A 16551-nucleotide genomic window follows, 5' to 3' on the forward strand; every position below is an offset into this window, starting at 1 on the left:
AACCCTGGCTTCGGTATTGCATACCTAAGCCAAAGTAGCTGAAAAACCTTTGCGAGGGCAAAGGTTTTTTTAGTACAGAAATAAATAGTGTACATATTTAATTTTTCTTATCGGAACAATCGGAAATAAGTCTTTTCAAATACGACATCTTGTGAGAGAATATGGAAAACATATGCCACCATGTGAAGACATCAGGAACTTCAAGAACGTATATATCGAGGGAGGATTCAGATTTATGTCAAACGAACGTGAGCTTTCATTTGAAACATTGGCAATTCATGCAGGCCAGGAGATTGATCCAACCACCAACGCACGAGCTGTACCCTTGTATCAGACAACATCCTATGGATTCAAGGACACCGAGCATGCAGCTAACCTGTTTGGTTTGAAAGAGTTTGGCAACATCTATACCCGTTTGATGAATCCAACAACCGACGTGTTTGAGCAACGGATTGCAGCGTTGGAAGGCGGAGCTGGCGCGCTGGCTACAGCTTCTGGTCAAGCAGCCATTACGTTTTCACTTCTGAATATTGCTGGTGCAGGTGATGAGATCGTGTCTTCGGCGAGTTTGTATGGAGGTACATACAATCTGTTCTCGACAACTTTGCCGAAACTGGGTTTGGACGTGAAATTTGTGGATTCCAGTGATCCTGAGAATTTCCGGGCAGCGATTACGGAGAAAACGAAAGCATTGTATGCCGAAACGATCGGTAATCCAAAGGGGAATGTACTTGATATTGAAGCGGTAGCAGCTATCGCTCATGAACATGGAATTCCTTTGATCGTGGATAATACGTTCCCAAGTCCGTACCTGCTTCGTCCCATCGAACATGGCGCAGATATTGTCGTTCACTCTGCAACGAAATTTATTGGGGGTCATGGTACATCCATTGGTGGCGTTATCGTGGATAGCGGAAAATTTGACTGGAAAGCAAGTGGCAAGTTCCCTGGATTGACGGAGCCGGACTCCAGTTATAACGGTGTTGTATATACGGAAGCGGTTGGACCGATTGCTTATATTATCAAAGCTCGTGTACAGCTATTGCGTGACCTGGGTGCAACGATCTCTCCATTCAACTCCTGGTTGTTGCTGCAAGGACTGGAGACGTTACATCTGCGCGTAGAGCGTCATAGTAGCAACGCCCTTGCGGTTGCGCAATTCCTTGAGAAACATGAGGACGTGTCTTGGGTTAGTTATGCAGGTCTGCCGAGCCACGGTTCTTACGAGCTTGCACAGAAGTATCTGCCAAGAGGGCAGGGTGCCATTCTGACCTTTGGAATCAAAGGTGGTGCGGACGCAGGTCGCAAATTGATTGAAAGTGTAAAACTGTTCTCTCACCTTGCGAACGTGGGCGATTCCAAGTCACTGATTATTCACCCGGCAAGTACAACTCACGCGCAGTTGACCGAAGATGAACAAACCGCAGCAGGGGTTAATCCGGAGTTGATTCGTCTGTCTGTGGGTACGGAGAACATTCAAGACATTATCTATGATCTGGAGCAAGCCATCAAAGCAAGTCAGGGAGCAAGTGTAGGCGCGTAAAAATAAATAATCTGGTAGTCGCCATCCTTTAAGGACTGGCGGCTTTTATTTATCTATTTGCAGAATATCAAGAAAATACCCATTTACAAATGAGGATCACAGGCATATACTGATTAAAAGTTGTATTGGGTAAAAATAATTGCACAAGTACAAAAATGATTATCATTCTCATTCGAGATTATTGTAAAATCATTCACAAAACCATGCTGCTGCGGGATTCCCGCAGCAGCATGTGTCATTTTTAGGGCATTAACAATGGCTCTCATTCTCAATACAACTTCATTTCTGGAAGCGGAACTTGAGCACATTCACTATCCGCAAACCTACCATTCGAAAGGAACGTGATTCATATGCAAGCGATACATCAACCTCTACACAGACAGAAACAAGCAGAACAACGCTCATCCCAAACACCCGGCCCCAATCGGGGCAAGAAACCTGATTTTAAAGCCATGATGCAGAATAAAGAGATGCAATCTGCATTGGGCAGCGGGCTGTTGATGCTGATTGCCTGGGGAACTGCACCGTATTTTGGTACCTTATCCATCATGCTCTACATTGTGGCGTATGCCGTGGGCGGTTGGACCAAAGCGAAGGAAGGTATCGAGACACTGGTTAAGGACCGTGATCTGGATGTAAATCTGCTGATGATTGCCGCATCCCTTGGGGCAGCAGCCATCGGTTACTGGAATGAAGGCGCGATGCTTATCTTTATTTTTGCACTCAGTGGTGCGTTGGAAAGTTATGCGACAGAGCGCAGTCATGAGGATATCTCATCGTTGCTCGCACTTAAGCCGGAGACTGCACTGCGTATTGAAGATGGACAGATGAATCTCGTGGCTATTGATGATCTGCAGCCGGGTGATCTGCTGTTGGTCAAACCGGGAGAACTGATTCCTGCGGATGGCGTGGTGTACCGGGGGAGTTCTTTTATCAATCAGTCGTCCATTACTGGAGAATCCCTGCCTGTGGACAAAGTTGCGGGGGATGAAGTCTATGCAGGTACGGTAAACGGGGAGGGCGCCTTATACGTAGAGGTTACAAAATCGGCTGAAGGGTCACTGTTTGGCAAAATCATTAAAATGGTGGAAGAAGCGCAGGCAGAAGTGCCGGATTCCCAGCGTTTCATGGAGCGGTTTGAAGGAATTTACGCACGTATTGTTGTAGGGGTGACTTTACTTGTCATTGCAGGAACTCCGCTGCTGCTTGGCTGGACATGGAATGAGGCATTTTACAAAGCGATGGTATTTCTGGTGGTTGCTTCTCCTTGTGCATTGGTGTCTTCCATCATGCCTGTTATGCTGTCCGCGATGTCCAGCAGCGCCCGCCGGGGCATTCTTTTCAAGGGAGGTGCCCATATGGAGAATATGGCTCGCACGCAGGTCGTGGCTTTTGACAAAACAGGTACATTGACCATGGGCACCCCGCAAGTCACCGATATTATTACGGCTGAACATGTAGATCGTACCCAGCTGTTAGCTGCGGTAGCGGCGATTGAGAACATCTCCATGCACCCCTTGGCTCGTGCCATCGTAGATCAGGCGAACAAGGAGAACATTACACTTCAGGAAGCGGAGCACGTACAGGCTCTAACAGGCTGGGGTATCGAAGGAACTATAAATGGTGTGGTCTGGAGCATTGGCAAAACAGATGTACTGGGATCAATGCAGTCAGAGAAGATAAAAGACGCTAACGTTGATGATCCAGATAAACAGGGTGTTAACCCTGTGAATGTGTCTTCTGAGTGGGACGATGTACGCTCCCGTCTTGAGGGGGAAGGAAAAACCGTATCCGTTGTGATGGCTGATGGTGAATTGGTCGGGCTGATCGCCATGCGGGATACGGTACGGCCTCAGGCAGCAGCTGCAGTGAGAAAGCTTGAAGCGATGGGTGTTAAAGTTGCGATGTTAACAGGAGATCGAGTCAGATCAGCTTCTGTGATTGCACGTGAAACGGGGGTAAGTATGGTCTATGCAGATTTGCTGCCTGAAGATAAAGTGAAGCAGGTCCAAGCGCTCCGCAAAAAGTATGGTCCTGTGTTAATGGTAGGGGATGGCGTCAATGATGCACCAGCACTTGCTGCAGCTACTGTGGGTATGGGGATGGGATTGTCCGGCAGCGGAACTGCACTCGAGGTCGCCGATGCGGTACTCATGAACGATAACATTGAAGAGATCGCTTGGGTGATTGGGCAGGCTCGTCGAGCACAGCGCACGGTGAAGCAGAATATGTTTTTTGCCATTACCGTTATTCTGGCTTTAATTGCGGGTAACTTCCTCCAAGACGTTGCATTGCCTCTAGGTGTGGTAGGTCATGAAGGCAGTACAATTCTGGTTATTCTGAATGGGCTTAGGCTGCTGCGGTAATCAGATTTGGAGAGGAAAATCGTTAATTGGTTTCGCCTGTAGTATGCGGCTGATTGAACGGCTCACGTTTGAACCTTGGGTCAGCGGGTAATGTTTCGAAGAGACGATTCGATAATAAGGGAGCTGTGAAATATGGGACGTTATGTACAAGTGGAACCAAATGTAAAAGTATATGTTGAAGATATTGGCGAAGGAACCCCGGTTGTCTTTTTGCACGGCTGGCCTGTTAATTATAAAATGTTTGAATACCAATTGAACGTACTTCCGAACCATGGCATTCGTGCCATCGCGATAGATTTTAGAGGATATGGCTTATCGGATAAACCTTCCACAGGATATGATTATGATCGCATGGCAGACGATGTTCGTGCCGTTATCGATGAGTTGGAGCTGACAGACGCGGTACTCACAGGGTTCTCCATGGGTGGAGCGATCGCAGTTCATTACATGGCTCGCCATAAGGGACATGGTGTCTCCAAGCTGGCCTTGTTATCTGCGGCAGCACCTGTGTTCACACAGCGTGAAGGTTATCCATATGGATTGACTCCAGAGCAGTTGAACGAGCAGATCATTGAGCCGATCTTCGCAGATCGTCCGAAGTTGCTGGAGACGTTTGGCGGCATGTTCTTTGCGAAGAAACACAGCCAGCCATTCATGGATTGGTTCCACGCGCTTGGCATGGAGGCTTCATCTTATGGTACCATTCGCAGTGCAATTGCGTTGCGGGATGAGGACTTACGAGGTGAACTGAGTTCCATTCAGGTGCCGACAGCCATTTTGCACGGGAAAAAGGATGAGATCTGTCCGTTTGAATTCGCCGAGCAGATGCACCAAGGTATCGCTTCGTCTCAACTGATTGCTTTTGAAGAGAGCGGTCATGGTGCATTCTATGATGAATTGGAAAAATTCAATTCGGAACTGATTCGTTTCCTCCAATCCTGATCAGGAGAGGGCGCAATACCTCTGACAGACGATCCCAGTAATTTCATGGAATCTTCATTTGTGGCTAAACAAAGAACCCGGTCGACAGTCTTGGACTGTTCGCTCGGGTTCTTTAGTCTTCAATTAAAACAGTTCGGTTAGACCAATCATCGTGATGAGCCCGAGCAAAAAGGACATCGTCGCCACACGTGCATTGCCATCGCCGTGACTCTCGGGAATAAGTTCCTTATAAACAATGAACATCATCGCACCGGCTGCAAAGGCCAGACCATAAGGCACAAGACCAGCTACGAGACTGCTCAAGGTGTAACCAATCATAGCTGTAATAATCTCTACCGCTCCGGTCAGGGTGGCAATACCCAGTGCTTTGAAGCGGCCAATGTTCTGGTTCACAAGAAAGAGGGCCACCAAGAATCCTTCCGGTGCATTCTGCAATCCGATGGAGAAGGCAATGAGATTGCCCAGGTTCTCATCCGAGCTTGCATAGCTAACGCCAACGGATAACCCTTCTGGCAGGTTATGCATGGTGATGGCTGCAATAATCATGAAGGCTTTGGTTTCAATTTTAAAAGGCATTTTCTCGGGATTCTCCAGATCGACGTGTGGAATCTTCATCTCCAGCACCAGTAGAACCAGGCTACCAAGCATAATACCAAATGCAAGTACAAAGAGATTTGATTGGCCAAGCGCTTCCGGAATGAGATTATACACCGAGGCCGAGGTCATAATACCTGCGGCGTATGCCAGCAAGATATCACGTAGACGGTGCGATATTTTGCGCATAAATAGAATTGGTACGGCCCCTAGGCCGGTAGACATGGCTGATATAAAACTGCCAATGAGTGCATCGTTCATGCTTCCATTTTCCCTCCTGATGAAGACTTCTTCATAATCGCTGCCGAGCATTGACACCGTACATAAAAGAGATCATAATGAACAACAGATTAGAATGATTATAAATTAGAATTCCGTTTCTGCATAGGGCCATTGTCATTTCACAGGCAGGACTTGTGGACATGATGTAGGCTTTTCGTTCTAGTGTATGCAAAAGCCTAAGCTTTTGATGCCGGAGGGTCTAACCTTTTTGCAGAACCCGGGGGAGGAACTATACATGTATAAATCAATTATTATTGGAACAGGCCCTGCAGGGCTTACAGCAGCAATCTATCTGGCACGTGCCAACTTGAACCCACTCGTTATTGAAGGACCACAACCTGGTGGCCAACTGACAACAACGACTGAAGTGGAGAACTTCCCAGGTTTCCCTGATGGTATTATGGGTCCTGAGCTGATGGATAACATGCGTAAACAAGCTGAGCGCTTCGGTGCTGAATTCCGCACAGGCTGGGTGAACAACATCGACATGAGTGAGCGTCCATTCAAGATTCAAGTTGAAGGTATGGGTGAACTCGTATCGGAAACATTGATCCTGTCTACAGGCGCAACTGCTAAATACCTGGGTATCCCTGGCGAAGAAACGAATGTAGGCCGCGGTGTCAGCACATGTGCAACATGTGATGGATTCTTCTTCCGTAACAAAGAAATTATCGTCATCGGTGGTGGCGACTCTGCTCTTGAGGAAGCAAGCTTCCTGTCCCGTTTCGGTTCCAAAGTAACACTGGTACACCGTCGTGAAGAACTGCGTGGCTCCAAAATCATGCAAGATCGTGCACGCAGCAACGAAAAAGTAGAAATGGCTTTGAACCGTACACCACTCGAAGTACTTGCTGGCGACAACGGCGTAACCGGACTGAAAGTGTTGAACAACGAAACAGGTGAAGAAGAAGTGATTCCGGCAAGCGGCGTATTCGTAGCGATCGGTCACACACCAAACACTGGTTTCCTTGGCGGACAGATCACTACGGACGAACATGGATATATCCTGACTACACCAGGTACATCCGAGACAAACATCCCAGGCGTATTTGCATGTGGTGACGTTCAGGATACACGTTACAAACAAGCGATCACAGCTGCAGGTAGCGGATGTATGGCTGCCATGGACACAGAGAAATACATTGAGAGCTTGGAGCACAGCGCAGTTGTTCTGTAATAGAATGAGCTGATTCCAACCAAACTATAGATTAATATAAAACCATATGAGGTGAATTAAACATGGAAAACGTAATTGTATATACATCAACGAACTGCCCGAACTGCAAATCCGTAAAAACGTTCCTGGCTGACAAAGGTATTTCATATGAAGAGCGCAACATCGAAACTAGCGATGAATTTGCTCAACAAGTATGGGACATGGGTGTACGTGCCGTGCCATTGACTGTCATTGGTGAACACCGCATTCTGGGTATGAACAAAACTCAATTTGCCAAAGCATTGGACGCTTAAATCAGGCTGATTATCTGAATTATCATGTGTTGAAAGAAATTTTCGATTCATATGCAATTCCGGTTTTCGCGAGCCGTTAGGATATAGAAAGAACCGTACCCGGAAGGGTACGGTTTTTTGTGCAAACGCAGAATATGATCTAGAAAAAAATACTCATGAAAGTCTGAAATACAACATACACCAGCAATCCTGACAGCATGTACATGAAACCAGCCTTCTTTTTGCTCTGGAACAATCGGAGTATGCCAAGGCTGAACAGGGGCGCAAGCACAATCAGGAACAGGAGTACGGTGACAAACATTTGCGCCGAGATATCTGAAGTATCCACGTAGGTCACGCTTTTTTTCACTCCGTTTCGTTATCGGAATTAACACAGCTTGATTCACACAGCCATGACAAAAATCACATAACCCCATTATACATCTGGATTTCTTTAACAAAAAGGGAGGAAATGGGGCGAAATGATGTCAATTTTCAACTGTTATTAGACAGACACCCTAATTTTACCTAAAAACTGGGATATCGCAGAGTAAGCGGCACCAACACGGGTGGAACGGCTGCCCAGAGCTGCCCATTCAATCTGCAAACTGCGGCGGTGATAAGGTAATGTACGTTCCTCGACAACTTGTTTTAACGCCGTTTCAATCCAGGGACCTGCTTCAGAAAGCGGACCACCAATGATAATACGTTCCGGATTGAAACTGTTAACGATGTTGGTTATGCCAATCCCCAGTTTGCGTCCAATCGTGTTGTATAATTCCTGAACAGTCTCGTGGCCTTGCTCCGCATGATAAATAAGCTCGCGTGTGGTATGAGCAGGTAATTTTAGCTGATGGTCCGGGTGCTCGTAGGCTTTTTCCGATGCGTATAACTCCCAGCAACCACGATTACCACAGGAGCAGGGCAGACCTTCCGCTTCAATGGACATATGGCCTGTTTCTCCTGCGTAGCCCCACGCGCCTTTGTATAATTCACCATCTACCATGATGCCTGAACCAATCCCCATGCCTGCACTGATGTAGATCATGTGGCGGACACCGATACCTGCGCCAAAATTCAACTCTCCATGAGCGCCAGCATTGGCTTCATTATCGATCGTTACAGGCAGTTCAAATTCTTCTTCAAGCATGGAGCGCAGAGCTACCTTCTCCCACCCTAGGTTGGGTGCAAACAGGACCGTTCCTGCCTCATCCACCATGCCGGGCACTCCGATACCGATGCCAATGACACCGTGAGGGGAAGCAGGAGCTGCTTCAATGAGCTGTTTTGCTGCCAATTTCAATTGCTCCAGCACAGAGGACACGTCATGATGTTCCAAGGCCACTGCGTACTCTGTAATGATGTGTCCTTCCAGATCAGTAAGCACGCCTTTCAAATGGGTCACACTGAGTTCCAGACCGACTGCATAGCCGGATGTCCCTCGAAACAGCAGCATAAGTGGTTTACGTCCGCCGCTGGATTCCCCAGGGCCGATCTCCTGCACCAGGTCATCACTGATCAGATCAGCAACCAGGTTGGATACCGTTGCTTTGTTCAGCCCCGTAACCTCGGACACTCGTGCGCGAGAAAGAGGGGCATGGCGCCGGATCGTATCCAGAACGATCGACTTGTTTATTTTTTTGACCAGCATCTGGTCTCCGGTAATTTTCATATGGTTAAGGCACTCCTATTCTTCTGATAAAAGGGTTCTGACCCACATCCGAAACAAGTTATTCGACTATTATAGCGTAAACAAACATGTAAAAAACAATTTTATTTTACTTTGTTTAACCAATAGACAAAGTAAATTCGATGTGATAGGATAACGGTGTAAACGATTTCTTAAAACTATTGAGGAGGCATTTTACACATGGCCTATTTTGAATCCGTTAATAAAATTGCATTTGAAGGTAAAGATTCCAAGAATCCTTTTGCTTTTAAACATTATAATCCGGAAGAAGTGGTAGCCGGCAAATCGATGGAAGAACATTTCCGTTTTGGCATGGCTTACTGGCATACATTAACTGCAGGCGGCAGTGACCCATTTGGTGCGGAGACAGCTGTTCGTTCGTGGGATAAATACTCAGGTCTGGACCTCGCGAAAGTACGCGTGGAAGCGGCATTTGAATTTTTGGAAAAAATGAATCTCCCGTTCTTCTGTTTCCACGATGTGGACATCGCACCAGAAGGCAACAACCTGCGCGAGTTCTACAGCAACATTGATACAATCGTTGATCTGATTGAAGATCATATGAAATCCAGCGGCAAAAAACTGCTCTGGAACACGGCGAACATGTTCTCGAACCCACGCTTCATGTTTGGTGCAGCTTCCACTTGCAACGCAGACGTGTATGCTCACGCTGCAGCACAGATCAAAAAAGGTCTGGAAGTTGGTAAACGCCTGGGCGCTGAAAACTATGTATTCTGGGGCGGTCGTGAAGGTTACGACACATTGCTGAACACAGACATGCAACTGGAGCAAGACAACATTGCTCGTATGTTCCACATGGCTGTAGACTACGCGAAGGAAATTGGCTTTGACGCACAATTCCTGATCGAGCCTAAACCAAAAGAGCCAACGAAACACCAATATGATTATGATGCAGCAACTTCCATTGCTTTCTTGCAAAAATACGGTTTGGACAAACACTTCAAACTCAACCTGGAAGCGAACCATGCTACACTGGCTGGTCACACATTTGATCACGAAATCCGCGTTGCTCGTACAAACGGTATGCTCGGTTCCCTCGATGCGAACCAAGGCGATATGCTGATCGGTTGGGATACAGATGAGTTCCCGGTTGACATGTACGATGCTACGTTGACAATGTATGAAGTATTGAAAAACGGCGGTATCGGCCGCGGTGGTGTGAACTTTGACGCAAAAGTACGTCGTGGTTCCTTCGAAGCAGACGATCTGTTCCTGGCACACATCGCAGGTATGGACACGTATGCAAAAGGTCTGAAAGTAGCAGCAAAACTGATCGAAGATCGCGTATTCGATGACTTCATCGAAAAACGTTACAGCAGCTTCAGCGAAGGTATCGGTGCAGATGTGGTTGCAGGTAAAGCAACACTTGCTTCCCTTGCTGAGTATGCACTCAACAACGAAAGCCCACGCAAAAACCAATCCGGACGTCAGGAATTGCTGAGAGCGCAACTCAACCAGTACATCCTGGCTGACTAATATCGGATAGGCAGGGTGGGTGCATGTCGACCACCGATGGTTACTCAACTCATATGTGTTGGACATTAGTGTCCAAACTAGCCTATGCACAAGATTAGCTTGTACCATGGAACGCCTGAACAAGCATGACATTCGGACCGTCCCCGACTTTCCCTTGGGAAGACGGGGACGGTTTTTTGATTAAACAAACAACGCGGTTTTTAAATTTTTGATATAAATGAATAATTACATGCTAAACGAAGAGATCAGAAAGGACCTGAAGAAGCGAAGCGTTCGCATTTATCCCCGGATTTTACCCTTGGAAAGGGAATGAGAAAAATCCGGGGGTAACGGCGATCTGAAGGTTTTCTGATCACGAAGTGGTTACATGTTTAATTGAGAGGTTTCATTTATAACCAATGACGAATCAAGGTCATTGGATCAATCTTTCTGTTATAAGAACGAGTATGTTTTACTCGTTTCATATCCATGTGTGTCCAGGATCATGCATGCAAAACGGAGTGAGCAGAAAGGACCCGAGGAAGCGGAGCGTGCGCATTTATCCCCGGATTTCTCCCTTTTCAAAGGGATTAAAGGAAATCTGGGGGTAACGGCGATCCAAGGGTTTTCTGATCACGGAGTGACTTTCATGTGTACTTGGATCTTTCGTGGATATAACCTGTGATAAACGAGAGGAGTTAACCTATGAGTTACGTAATTGGTGTCGATCTTGGAACCAGCGCGGTCAAAACCGTGTTGGTCAATCGTGAAGGAAAAGTGGCATTTGAAGCATCCGAGGCATATCCGTTGTACCAGCCCAAGGCTGGATACAGTGAACAAAATCCCGAAGATTGGGTAGAGCAAACCATTCTTTCCTTGCGCAAGTTGCTGGAAGTGTCTGGCGTGCAACCTTCGGAAATCGAGGGATTGAGCTTCTCCGGTCAGATGCACGGACTGGTGTTGGTGGATGCTGAAGGTAAACCGCTGCGTAACGCAATCCTGTGGAACGATACACGCACAACGGCTCAGTGCCGCCGGATCGAAAAAGTACTGGATGGCAAGCTGTTAAGTATTGCCCGGAACCGTGCATTGGAAGGCTTTACCTTGCCAAAAATTTTGTGGGTTCAGGAAAACGAGCCTGAATTGTTACAGCAAGCATCCTTGTTCTTGTTGCCAAAAGACTATGTGCGTTATCGCCTGACGGGTGATTACGCTATGGATTATTCCGATGCAGCGGGAACTTTGTTGCTAGACGTTGCAGGCAAACAGTGGAGCAACGAGATTGCAGAAGCATTCGAGCTACCAATCTCCCTTTGTCCACGTCTTGTGGAATCGTTTGAGGAAGTGGGCACGTTGCTGCCTGAGATTGCAGATCAAACGGGTCTGGCAGCTGCGACGAAAGTATACGCAGGGGGTGCGGATAATGCTTGTGGTGCCATTGGCGCAGGTATTCTGAGTGAAGGACAGACGATGTGCAGCATCGGAACGTCCGGGGTTGTGCTTTCCTACGAAGAGCGTAAAGATCTCGACTTCGAAGGCAAAGTACACTTTTTTAACCACGGAGAGAAAGATGCCTTCTATATTATGGGGGTAACGCTTGCCGCAGGATACAGCCTGTCCTGGTTCAAGGATACATTTGCAGCGGACAAATCATTTGATGTGCTCTTGCAGGGCATTGATCAGATTCCGGCGGGCAGCAACGGATTATTGTTCACACCGTATATCGTTGGGGAGCGTACACCTCATCCGGATGCGAATATCCGTGGCAGCTTCATCGGTATGGATGCGGGGCACAAGCTGGAGCACTTTGGACGCGCGGTGATGGAGGGCATTACCTTCTCGCTGCGCGAGTCCATTGATATTCTGCGTGGTGCAGGCAAAACAGTCAATGAAGTCATCTCCATTGGTGGCGGTGCCAAGAACGAAGCTTGGTTGCAAATGCAGGCTGATGTCTTTAACGCCACGATTGTGAAGCTTGAGAGCGAACAGGGTCCCGCGATGGGTGCAGCAATGCTGGCTGCCTATGGCTGTGGCTGGTTCCCGTCCTTGCAGGAATGTGCAACAGCGTTTATTCGTCCAGCGAAGTCCTATGAGCCGAACCCGGAAACGGTTGCCGTCTATGATGGACTGTTTGCACTGTATCAGGAAGTCTATGGACAGACACGTAGTCTCAATGATCGTTTGGCTGAATACCGTTAATTCATTTATTTCACTACATTAATCTTGTGATCACATTAAAAGCATCCGCGAGGCGGGTGCTTTTTTGTCGTTCATCAAGATTAACCCCATGAAAGGTTTACTTGGCCTGCATATCCGCATTCCGGCTCTGCATAGATTGGAAATAGAGGATTGTGATTCGTCTAGGCATCGTGTGTCCGACATTTTAATAGGTAGAAGCTTGAGCATGGGGGTGAAGATTTGGATGGACATGAAGAACATGGAAGACCACATATTACCTTGTCGATGATCGTTCGTAATGAAGAGAATCGCTATCTCAGGCAGGCACTGGAGAGACATCGCCCCTGGATTGATCGGGCGGTAATCATTGATGACGGAAGCACGGATGGAACGGTCGCGCTGTGCAGGGAACTTCTGAACGGTATTCCACTCGTATTAGTGGAGAACGCTGCTTCACGTTTTGAAGACGAGGTAAGCTTGAGAAAACAACAATGGGAAGAGACGGTGGCGACCAATCCGGAGTGGATTTTGAATCTGGATGCGGATGAGATTCTAACCAGTGACTTTGGGGTGGTACGGGATCTGCTGCTCAGTGGCAATGAAGATGCGATCTATTTCAGATTGTTTGATATGTGGAGTGAGACGCATTACCGGGAAGATGAGTTCTGGCAGGCGCATGCCTATTACCGGCCATTTCTGATTCGTTATCACCCGGGGATGAGCTATGAATGGAAGGAGACACCCCAGCATTGTGGTCGTTTTCCGTTAACGATCCAGCATTGGTCCTATGGATGTCATGCTCCCCGGGTGAAGCACTATGGTTGGGCGCGGGAAGAAGACCGCATCCGCAAATATGAACGCTATCAAGCACTGGACCCTGAAGCAAGATACGGTTGGAAGGAACAGTACGAATCGATATTGGATCAAGAGCCACGACTGTTGGCATGGTTCGAGTAAGGAGAGGGGGAGTGAGCACGTTGAAGAAAGACCCGTTACGCAAATCGCAAGAAGAATCCCAACCTCTAATAGAGCTGAATTCACATGAGAAAGAGAATCAGAATGAGAAGCAACATGAGAGCGAGAAAGAGAGCCAGAGTAATCATCGACCGTCCAGACGTTCTGATAAATTGCTGGAAACCCGCCAATCGGAAGAGCATGAAGCGTTTGAGCAAGAAAGAATACTGATCGCCAGCCCGGTTCGCCAGACAACTCCGGTGCTCCGTGAATTTCTGGATTCTCTGCATGCATTGGAACGAACAACAGTAAAGACGGATTATCTGTTTGTTGACGATAACGTGGAAGAAGCTGCATCAAATATATTGCGTGAATTTGTGCTTCAGCATGAAGGGACGGTTATTCAAGCAGATGAACATGGTAGCGGTAGTCCTGACAACAAAGGGGTGTACAGCAAGGATGAGGGAGGACATTATTGGCAGGATGAGCAGATTTGGCGTGTAGCCGGTTTGAAAAATCGCATATTGCAATATGCACGCGACAATCACTATGATGCAGTTTTCCTGATTGATTCTGACTTGGTGCTGCATCCGCGGACGCTGGAGCAACTTGTATCGAGTGGCAAAGACATTGTATCCAATATCTTTTGGACCCGCTGGCAGCCGGATGCCAGGGAAATGCCGCAGGTATGGCTGCAAGATGAGTATGCTTTATATCGCCGCGGTGGCAAAACAGTAGACGGAACCGAGACGGAGGACGAGGGCACGCAAACGACTGCTTTTCTAAATCAGCTACGGATCCCGGGTTGTTATGAAGTTGGAGGGCTGGGGGCATGTACCCTTATTCGCAAAAATGTTCTGGCAGCAGGAGTTTCATATGACCAGATTCCCAATGTATCCTTCTGGGGCGAAGATCGTCATTTCTGCATCCGTGCTCAAGCACTGGGTTTTCGTTTGTTCGTTGATACTCATTTCCCCGCATACCACATCTATCGATTGTCCGAACTGCCGGGGGTTTCCGCCTTTAACCGCAGGGCCAGACGAGGCGAAGAGACGATCAGTATTACCCTGTGTATGATTGTGAAAAATGAAGAAGCTTCCCTCGCCAGATGTCTGGACTCGGTCAACGGTATTGCCGATGAGATTGTAATTGTGGATACCGGATCAACGGATCGCACTCGTCAGATCGCTTCCAGATATACGGATCGTATCGTTGATTTTGAATGGGTGGATGACTTTGCAGCAGCACGCAATTATGCCTTCGATCAGGCAAAGAGTGAATATATTCTTTGGCTGGATGCCGATGATGTGTTCGAACCGGAAGATCGGGCGAAACTGATCGCCTTGAAACGTTCGCTGGACCCGGATGTTGATAGTGTCACGATGGATTACAATCTGTCATTCACAGCAGATGGCAAGGTAGCCTACAGCCTGCGGCGGAATCGTCTGGTGCGTCGGGACCGGCAATTTCGCTGGATTGGTGCGGTGCATGAATATCTGGCTGTAGCGGGTAATCTGCTGCATAGTGATATAGCGGTTACCCACAAGAAAGATAAGGAGTATACCGATCGTAATCTGCGGATCTATCGCAAAAGGGAACAGGCCGGAGAGGAATTTGGGCCGCGTGACTTGTACTATTTCGGTAATGAACTGAAGGACCATGGACAGCATGAGGATGCGGTGAAGTACTATGAGAAGTTTCTGGATACCGGGCTGGGCTGGGTGGAAGATCAGATCGCTGCTTGCCAGAAAATTGCGGATTGTGAAGCTGCACTTGAACATCCGGAACAGGAAGTCACGGCGTTGTTCCGATCATTTGCCTATGATTTGCCAAGAGCCGAGATTTGCTGTCGATTGGGTGGTTATTTTGCCGACCGTGAAGATTATCGCAAGGCCCTGTTCTGGTACGAACAGGCGACTCGTGCTGTACGTCCTGATGATCCTATGGTAGTGCTGAATGAAGCAGCCTGGACCTGGATGCCGCATCTGCAATTATGTGTGTGTTATGACCGGATGGGTAACCGTGCCAAGGCCCGAGAACATAATGATATCGCACTCGCCTATCATCCAACACATCCAAGCATGTTATATAACGATCGATACTTTAAAGATTTGGAGAAGGATAACGTATTGGAAAACGCTTAGGTTTCCGACGGAAATGATGCCTCTTTTGTGGAATTGAATGGGTGAATCAGCCCATGTTCCATGGAGAGGTTTTTTGCATTGTGATAAAAGCACATCATAGAGTTGGTGACAGACGCATTCACATTGAAATGGATTAATGTATTTCATCCAGGGGAGGATATGCTTTACAATAATGAATAACGGAAAAGCGGTGACCATGATTGCCTGTCTTCGGCTGCCGAATTGATGAAGCAAGGGGAACTGGATATGAATCTGACGGAAGTTCTATTAGAGTCGAGGCTAGTCGCGATTGTGCGAGGTATAAGCCGTGAGGCGGCAGTAACAGCTGGACAAGGTATGACGAATGGTGGCATCCGACTGATGGAAGTCACACTGAATACACCTGGAGCACATGATATTATTGCAGACTGGCGTGAGCGGCATGAAGGAAAGGCTTTTGTTGGAGCGGGTACGGTACTGAATGTGCAGATGGCAAAGGAAGCGGTCGCTGCAGGCGCACAATTTCTGGTGTCTCCTAATGTCGATCTGTCTGTCATTGAATATGCTGTAGAACATGGTGTCGAGATCTGGCCTGGAGCCATGACACCCACGGAAATTGTCGCTGCCCATGAAGCGGGAGCACGAGTTGTGAAGTTGTTTCCGATGGCGAGTCTGGGTATACCGTATCTGCGGGAGATCAAAGCTCCACTGAATCATATTCCACTGCTGGCAACAGGTGGTGCCACACTGGAGAATATTGCTGATTATTATGCAGCAGGCGCTGCTGCAGTGGGTCTGGGAAGTGCACTTTTGCCACGAGAAGCCCTTGCCTCAGGAGATCATGAGCAGATTGCAGCATGTGCACGGAGATTTGTGGAAGCAGCCGAAGCCTAGGCTCCAGTGTCATATGAGGGATATGTATATTTGGGTATATATATGAAGGTGCCTTTAAAA

General features: G+C 47.7%; 13 protein-coding genes. 10 read left to right on the top strand and 3 right to left on the bottom strand.

The window, feature by feature from the left end; translation table 11 throughout:
• Positions 1–235: 235 nt before the first annotated feature.
• From BLS69_RS28250 to BLS69_RS28260, 3 genes are all read left to right on the top strand, one after another.
• A complete protein-coding gene (locus BLS69_RS28250; RefSeq protein ID WP_091038530.1) occupies positions 236–1543 on the top strand; it encodes a homocysteine synthase in 1308 nt (435 codons plus the stop codon).
• A 350-nt stretch (positions 1544–1893) separates the two neighbouring features.
• Positions 1894–3909, top strand: a complete 2016-nt coding sequence (locus BLS69_RS28255; RefSeq protein WP_091038531.1) for a heavy metal translocating P-type ATPase — start codon at positions 1894–1896, stop codon at positions 3907–3909.
• Between the two features lie 132 nt (positions 3910–4041).
• A complete protein-coding gene (locus BLS69_RS28260; protein WP_091038533.1) occupies positions 4042–4851 on the top strand; it encodes an alpha/beta fold hydrolase in 810 nt (269 codons plus the stop codon).
• A gap of 123 nt (positions 4852–4974) precedes the next feature.
• On the opposite strand, the gene BLS69_RS28265 is transcribed toward BLS69_RS28260, so the two are convergent.
• Positions 4975–5706 carry a ZIP family metal transporter gene (locus BLS69_RS28265; protein WP_036606933.1) on the bottom strand — a complete coding sequence of 244 codons (732 nt, stop codon included), beginning with the start codon at positions 5704–5706 and terminating at the stop codon, positions 4975–4977.
• A gap of 256 nt (positions 5707–5962) precedes the next feature.
• Between BLS69_RS28265 and trxB the strand changes: the two genes are divergently transcribed.
• Together trxB and BLS69_RS28275 are read left to right on the top strand one after the other, a co-directional pair.
• Positions 5963–6904 carry a thioredoxin-disulfide reductase gene (trxB, locus tag BLS69_RS28270; protein ID WP_047841589.1) on the top strand — a complete coding sequence of 314 codons (942 nt, stop codon included), beginning with the start codon at positions 5963–5965 and terminating at the stop codon, positions 6902–6904.
• 62 nt (positions 6905–6966) lie between these two features.
• The gene (locus BLS69_RS28275; protein WP_036668031.1) at positions 6967–7197 is read left to right on the top strand and encodes a glutaredoxin family protein; all 231 of its coding nucleotides are present in this window, start codon (positions 6967–6969) and stop codon (positions 7195–7197) included.
• A 139-nt stretch (positions 7198–7336) separates the two neighbouring features.
• Here BLS69_RS28275 and BLS69_RS28280 read toward each other — a convergent pair whose 3' ends face one another.
• Both BLS69_RS28280 and BLS69_RS28285 read right to left on the bottom strand, forming a co-directional pair.
• Entirely contained in the window at positions 7337–7534 is a 198-nt protein-coding gene (locus BLS69_RS28280) for a hypothetical protein (protein ID WP_017692236.1), read from the bottom strand.
• Positions 7535–7681: 147 nt separating this feature from the next.
• Positions 7682–8848, bottom strand: a complete 1167-nt coding sequence (locus BLS69_RS28285; protein WP_091038534.1) for an ROK family transcriptional regulator — start codon at positions 8846–8848, stop codon at positions 7682–7684.
• Between the two features lie 198 nt (positions 8849–9046).
• Here BLS69_RS28285 and xylA point away from each other — a divergent pair, with 198 nt between their 5' ends.
• From xylA to BLS69_RS28315, 5 genes are all read left to right on the top strand, one after another.
• On the top strand, positions 9047–10363 hold the full coding sequence (gene xylA / locus BLS69_RS28290; protein ID WP_036606941.1) for a xylose isomerase: 1317 nt from the start codon (positions 9047–9049) through the stop codon (positions 10361–10363).
• 684 nt (positions 10364–11047) lie between these two features.
• Positions 11048–12541 carry a xylulokinase gene (gene xylB / locus BLS69_RS28300; protein ID WP_091038538.1) on the top strand — a complete coding sequence of 498 codons (1494 nt, stop codon included), beginning with the start codon at positions 11048–11050 and terminating at the stop codon, positions 12539–12541.
• A 219-nt stretch (positions 12542–12760) separates the two neighbouring features.
• Positions 12761–13477, top strand: a complete 717-nt coding sequence (locus BLS69_RS28305) for a glycosyltransferase family 2 protein (RefSeq protein ID WP_249913187.1) — start codon at positions 12761–12763, stop codon at positions 13475–13477.
• A 1070-nt stretch (positions 13478–14547) separates the two neighbouring features.
• Positions 14548–15618, top strand: a complete 1071-nt coding sequence (locus BLS69_RS33045) for a glycosyltransferase (protein WP_200869389.1) — start codon at positions 14548–14550, stop codon at positions 15616–15618.
• A gap of 246 nt (positions 15619–15864) precedes the next feature.
• Positions 15865–16491, top strand: coding sequence for a bifunctional 4-hydroxy-2-oxoglutarate aldolase/2-dehydro-3-deoxy-phosphogluconate aldolase (locus tag BLS69_RS28315; RefSeq protein WP_091038541.1), 627 nt, complete (start codon positions 15865–15867; stop codon positions 16489–16491).
• The last annotated feature ends 60 nt before the right edge of the window (positions 16492–16551 follow it).

Source organism: Paenibacillus sp. CF095 (assembly GCF_900101225.1).
GTDB lineage: Bacteria > Bacillota > Bacilli > Paenibacillales > Paenibacillaceae > Paenibacillus.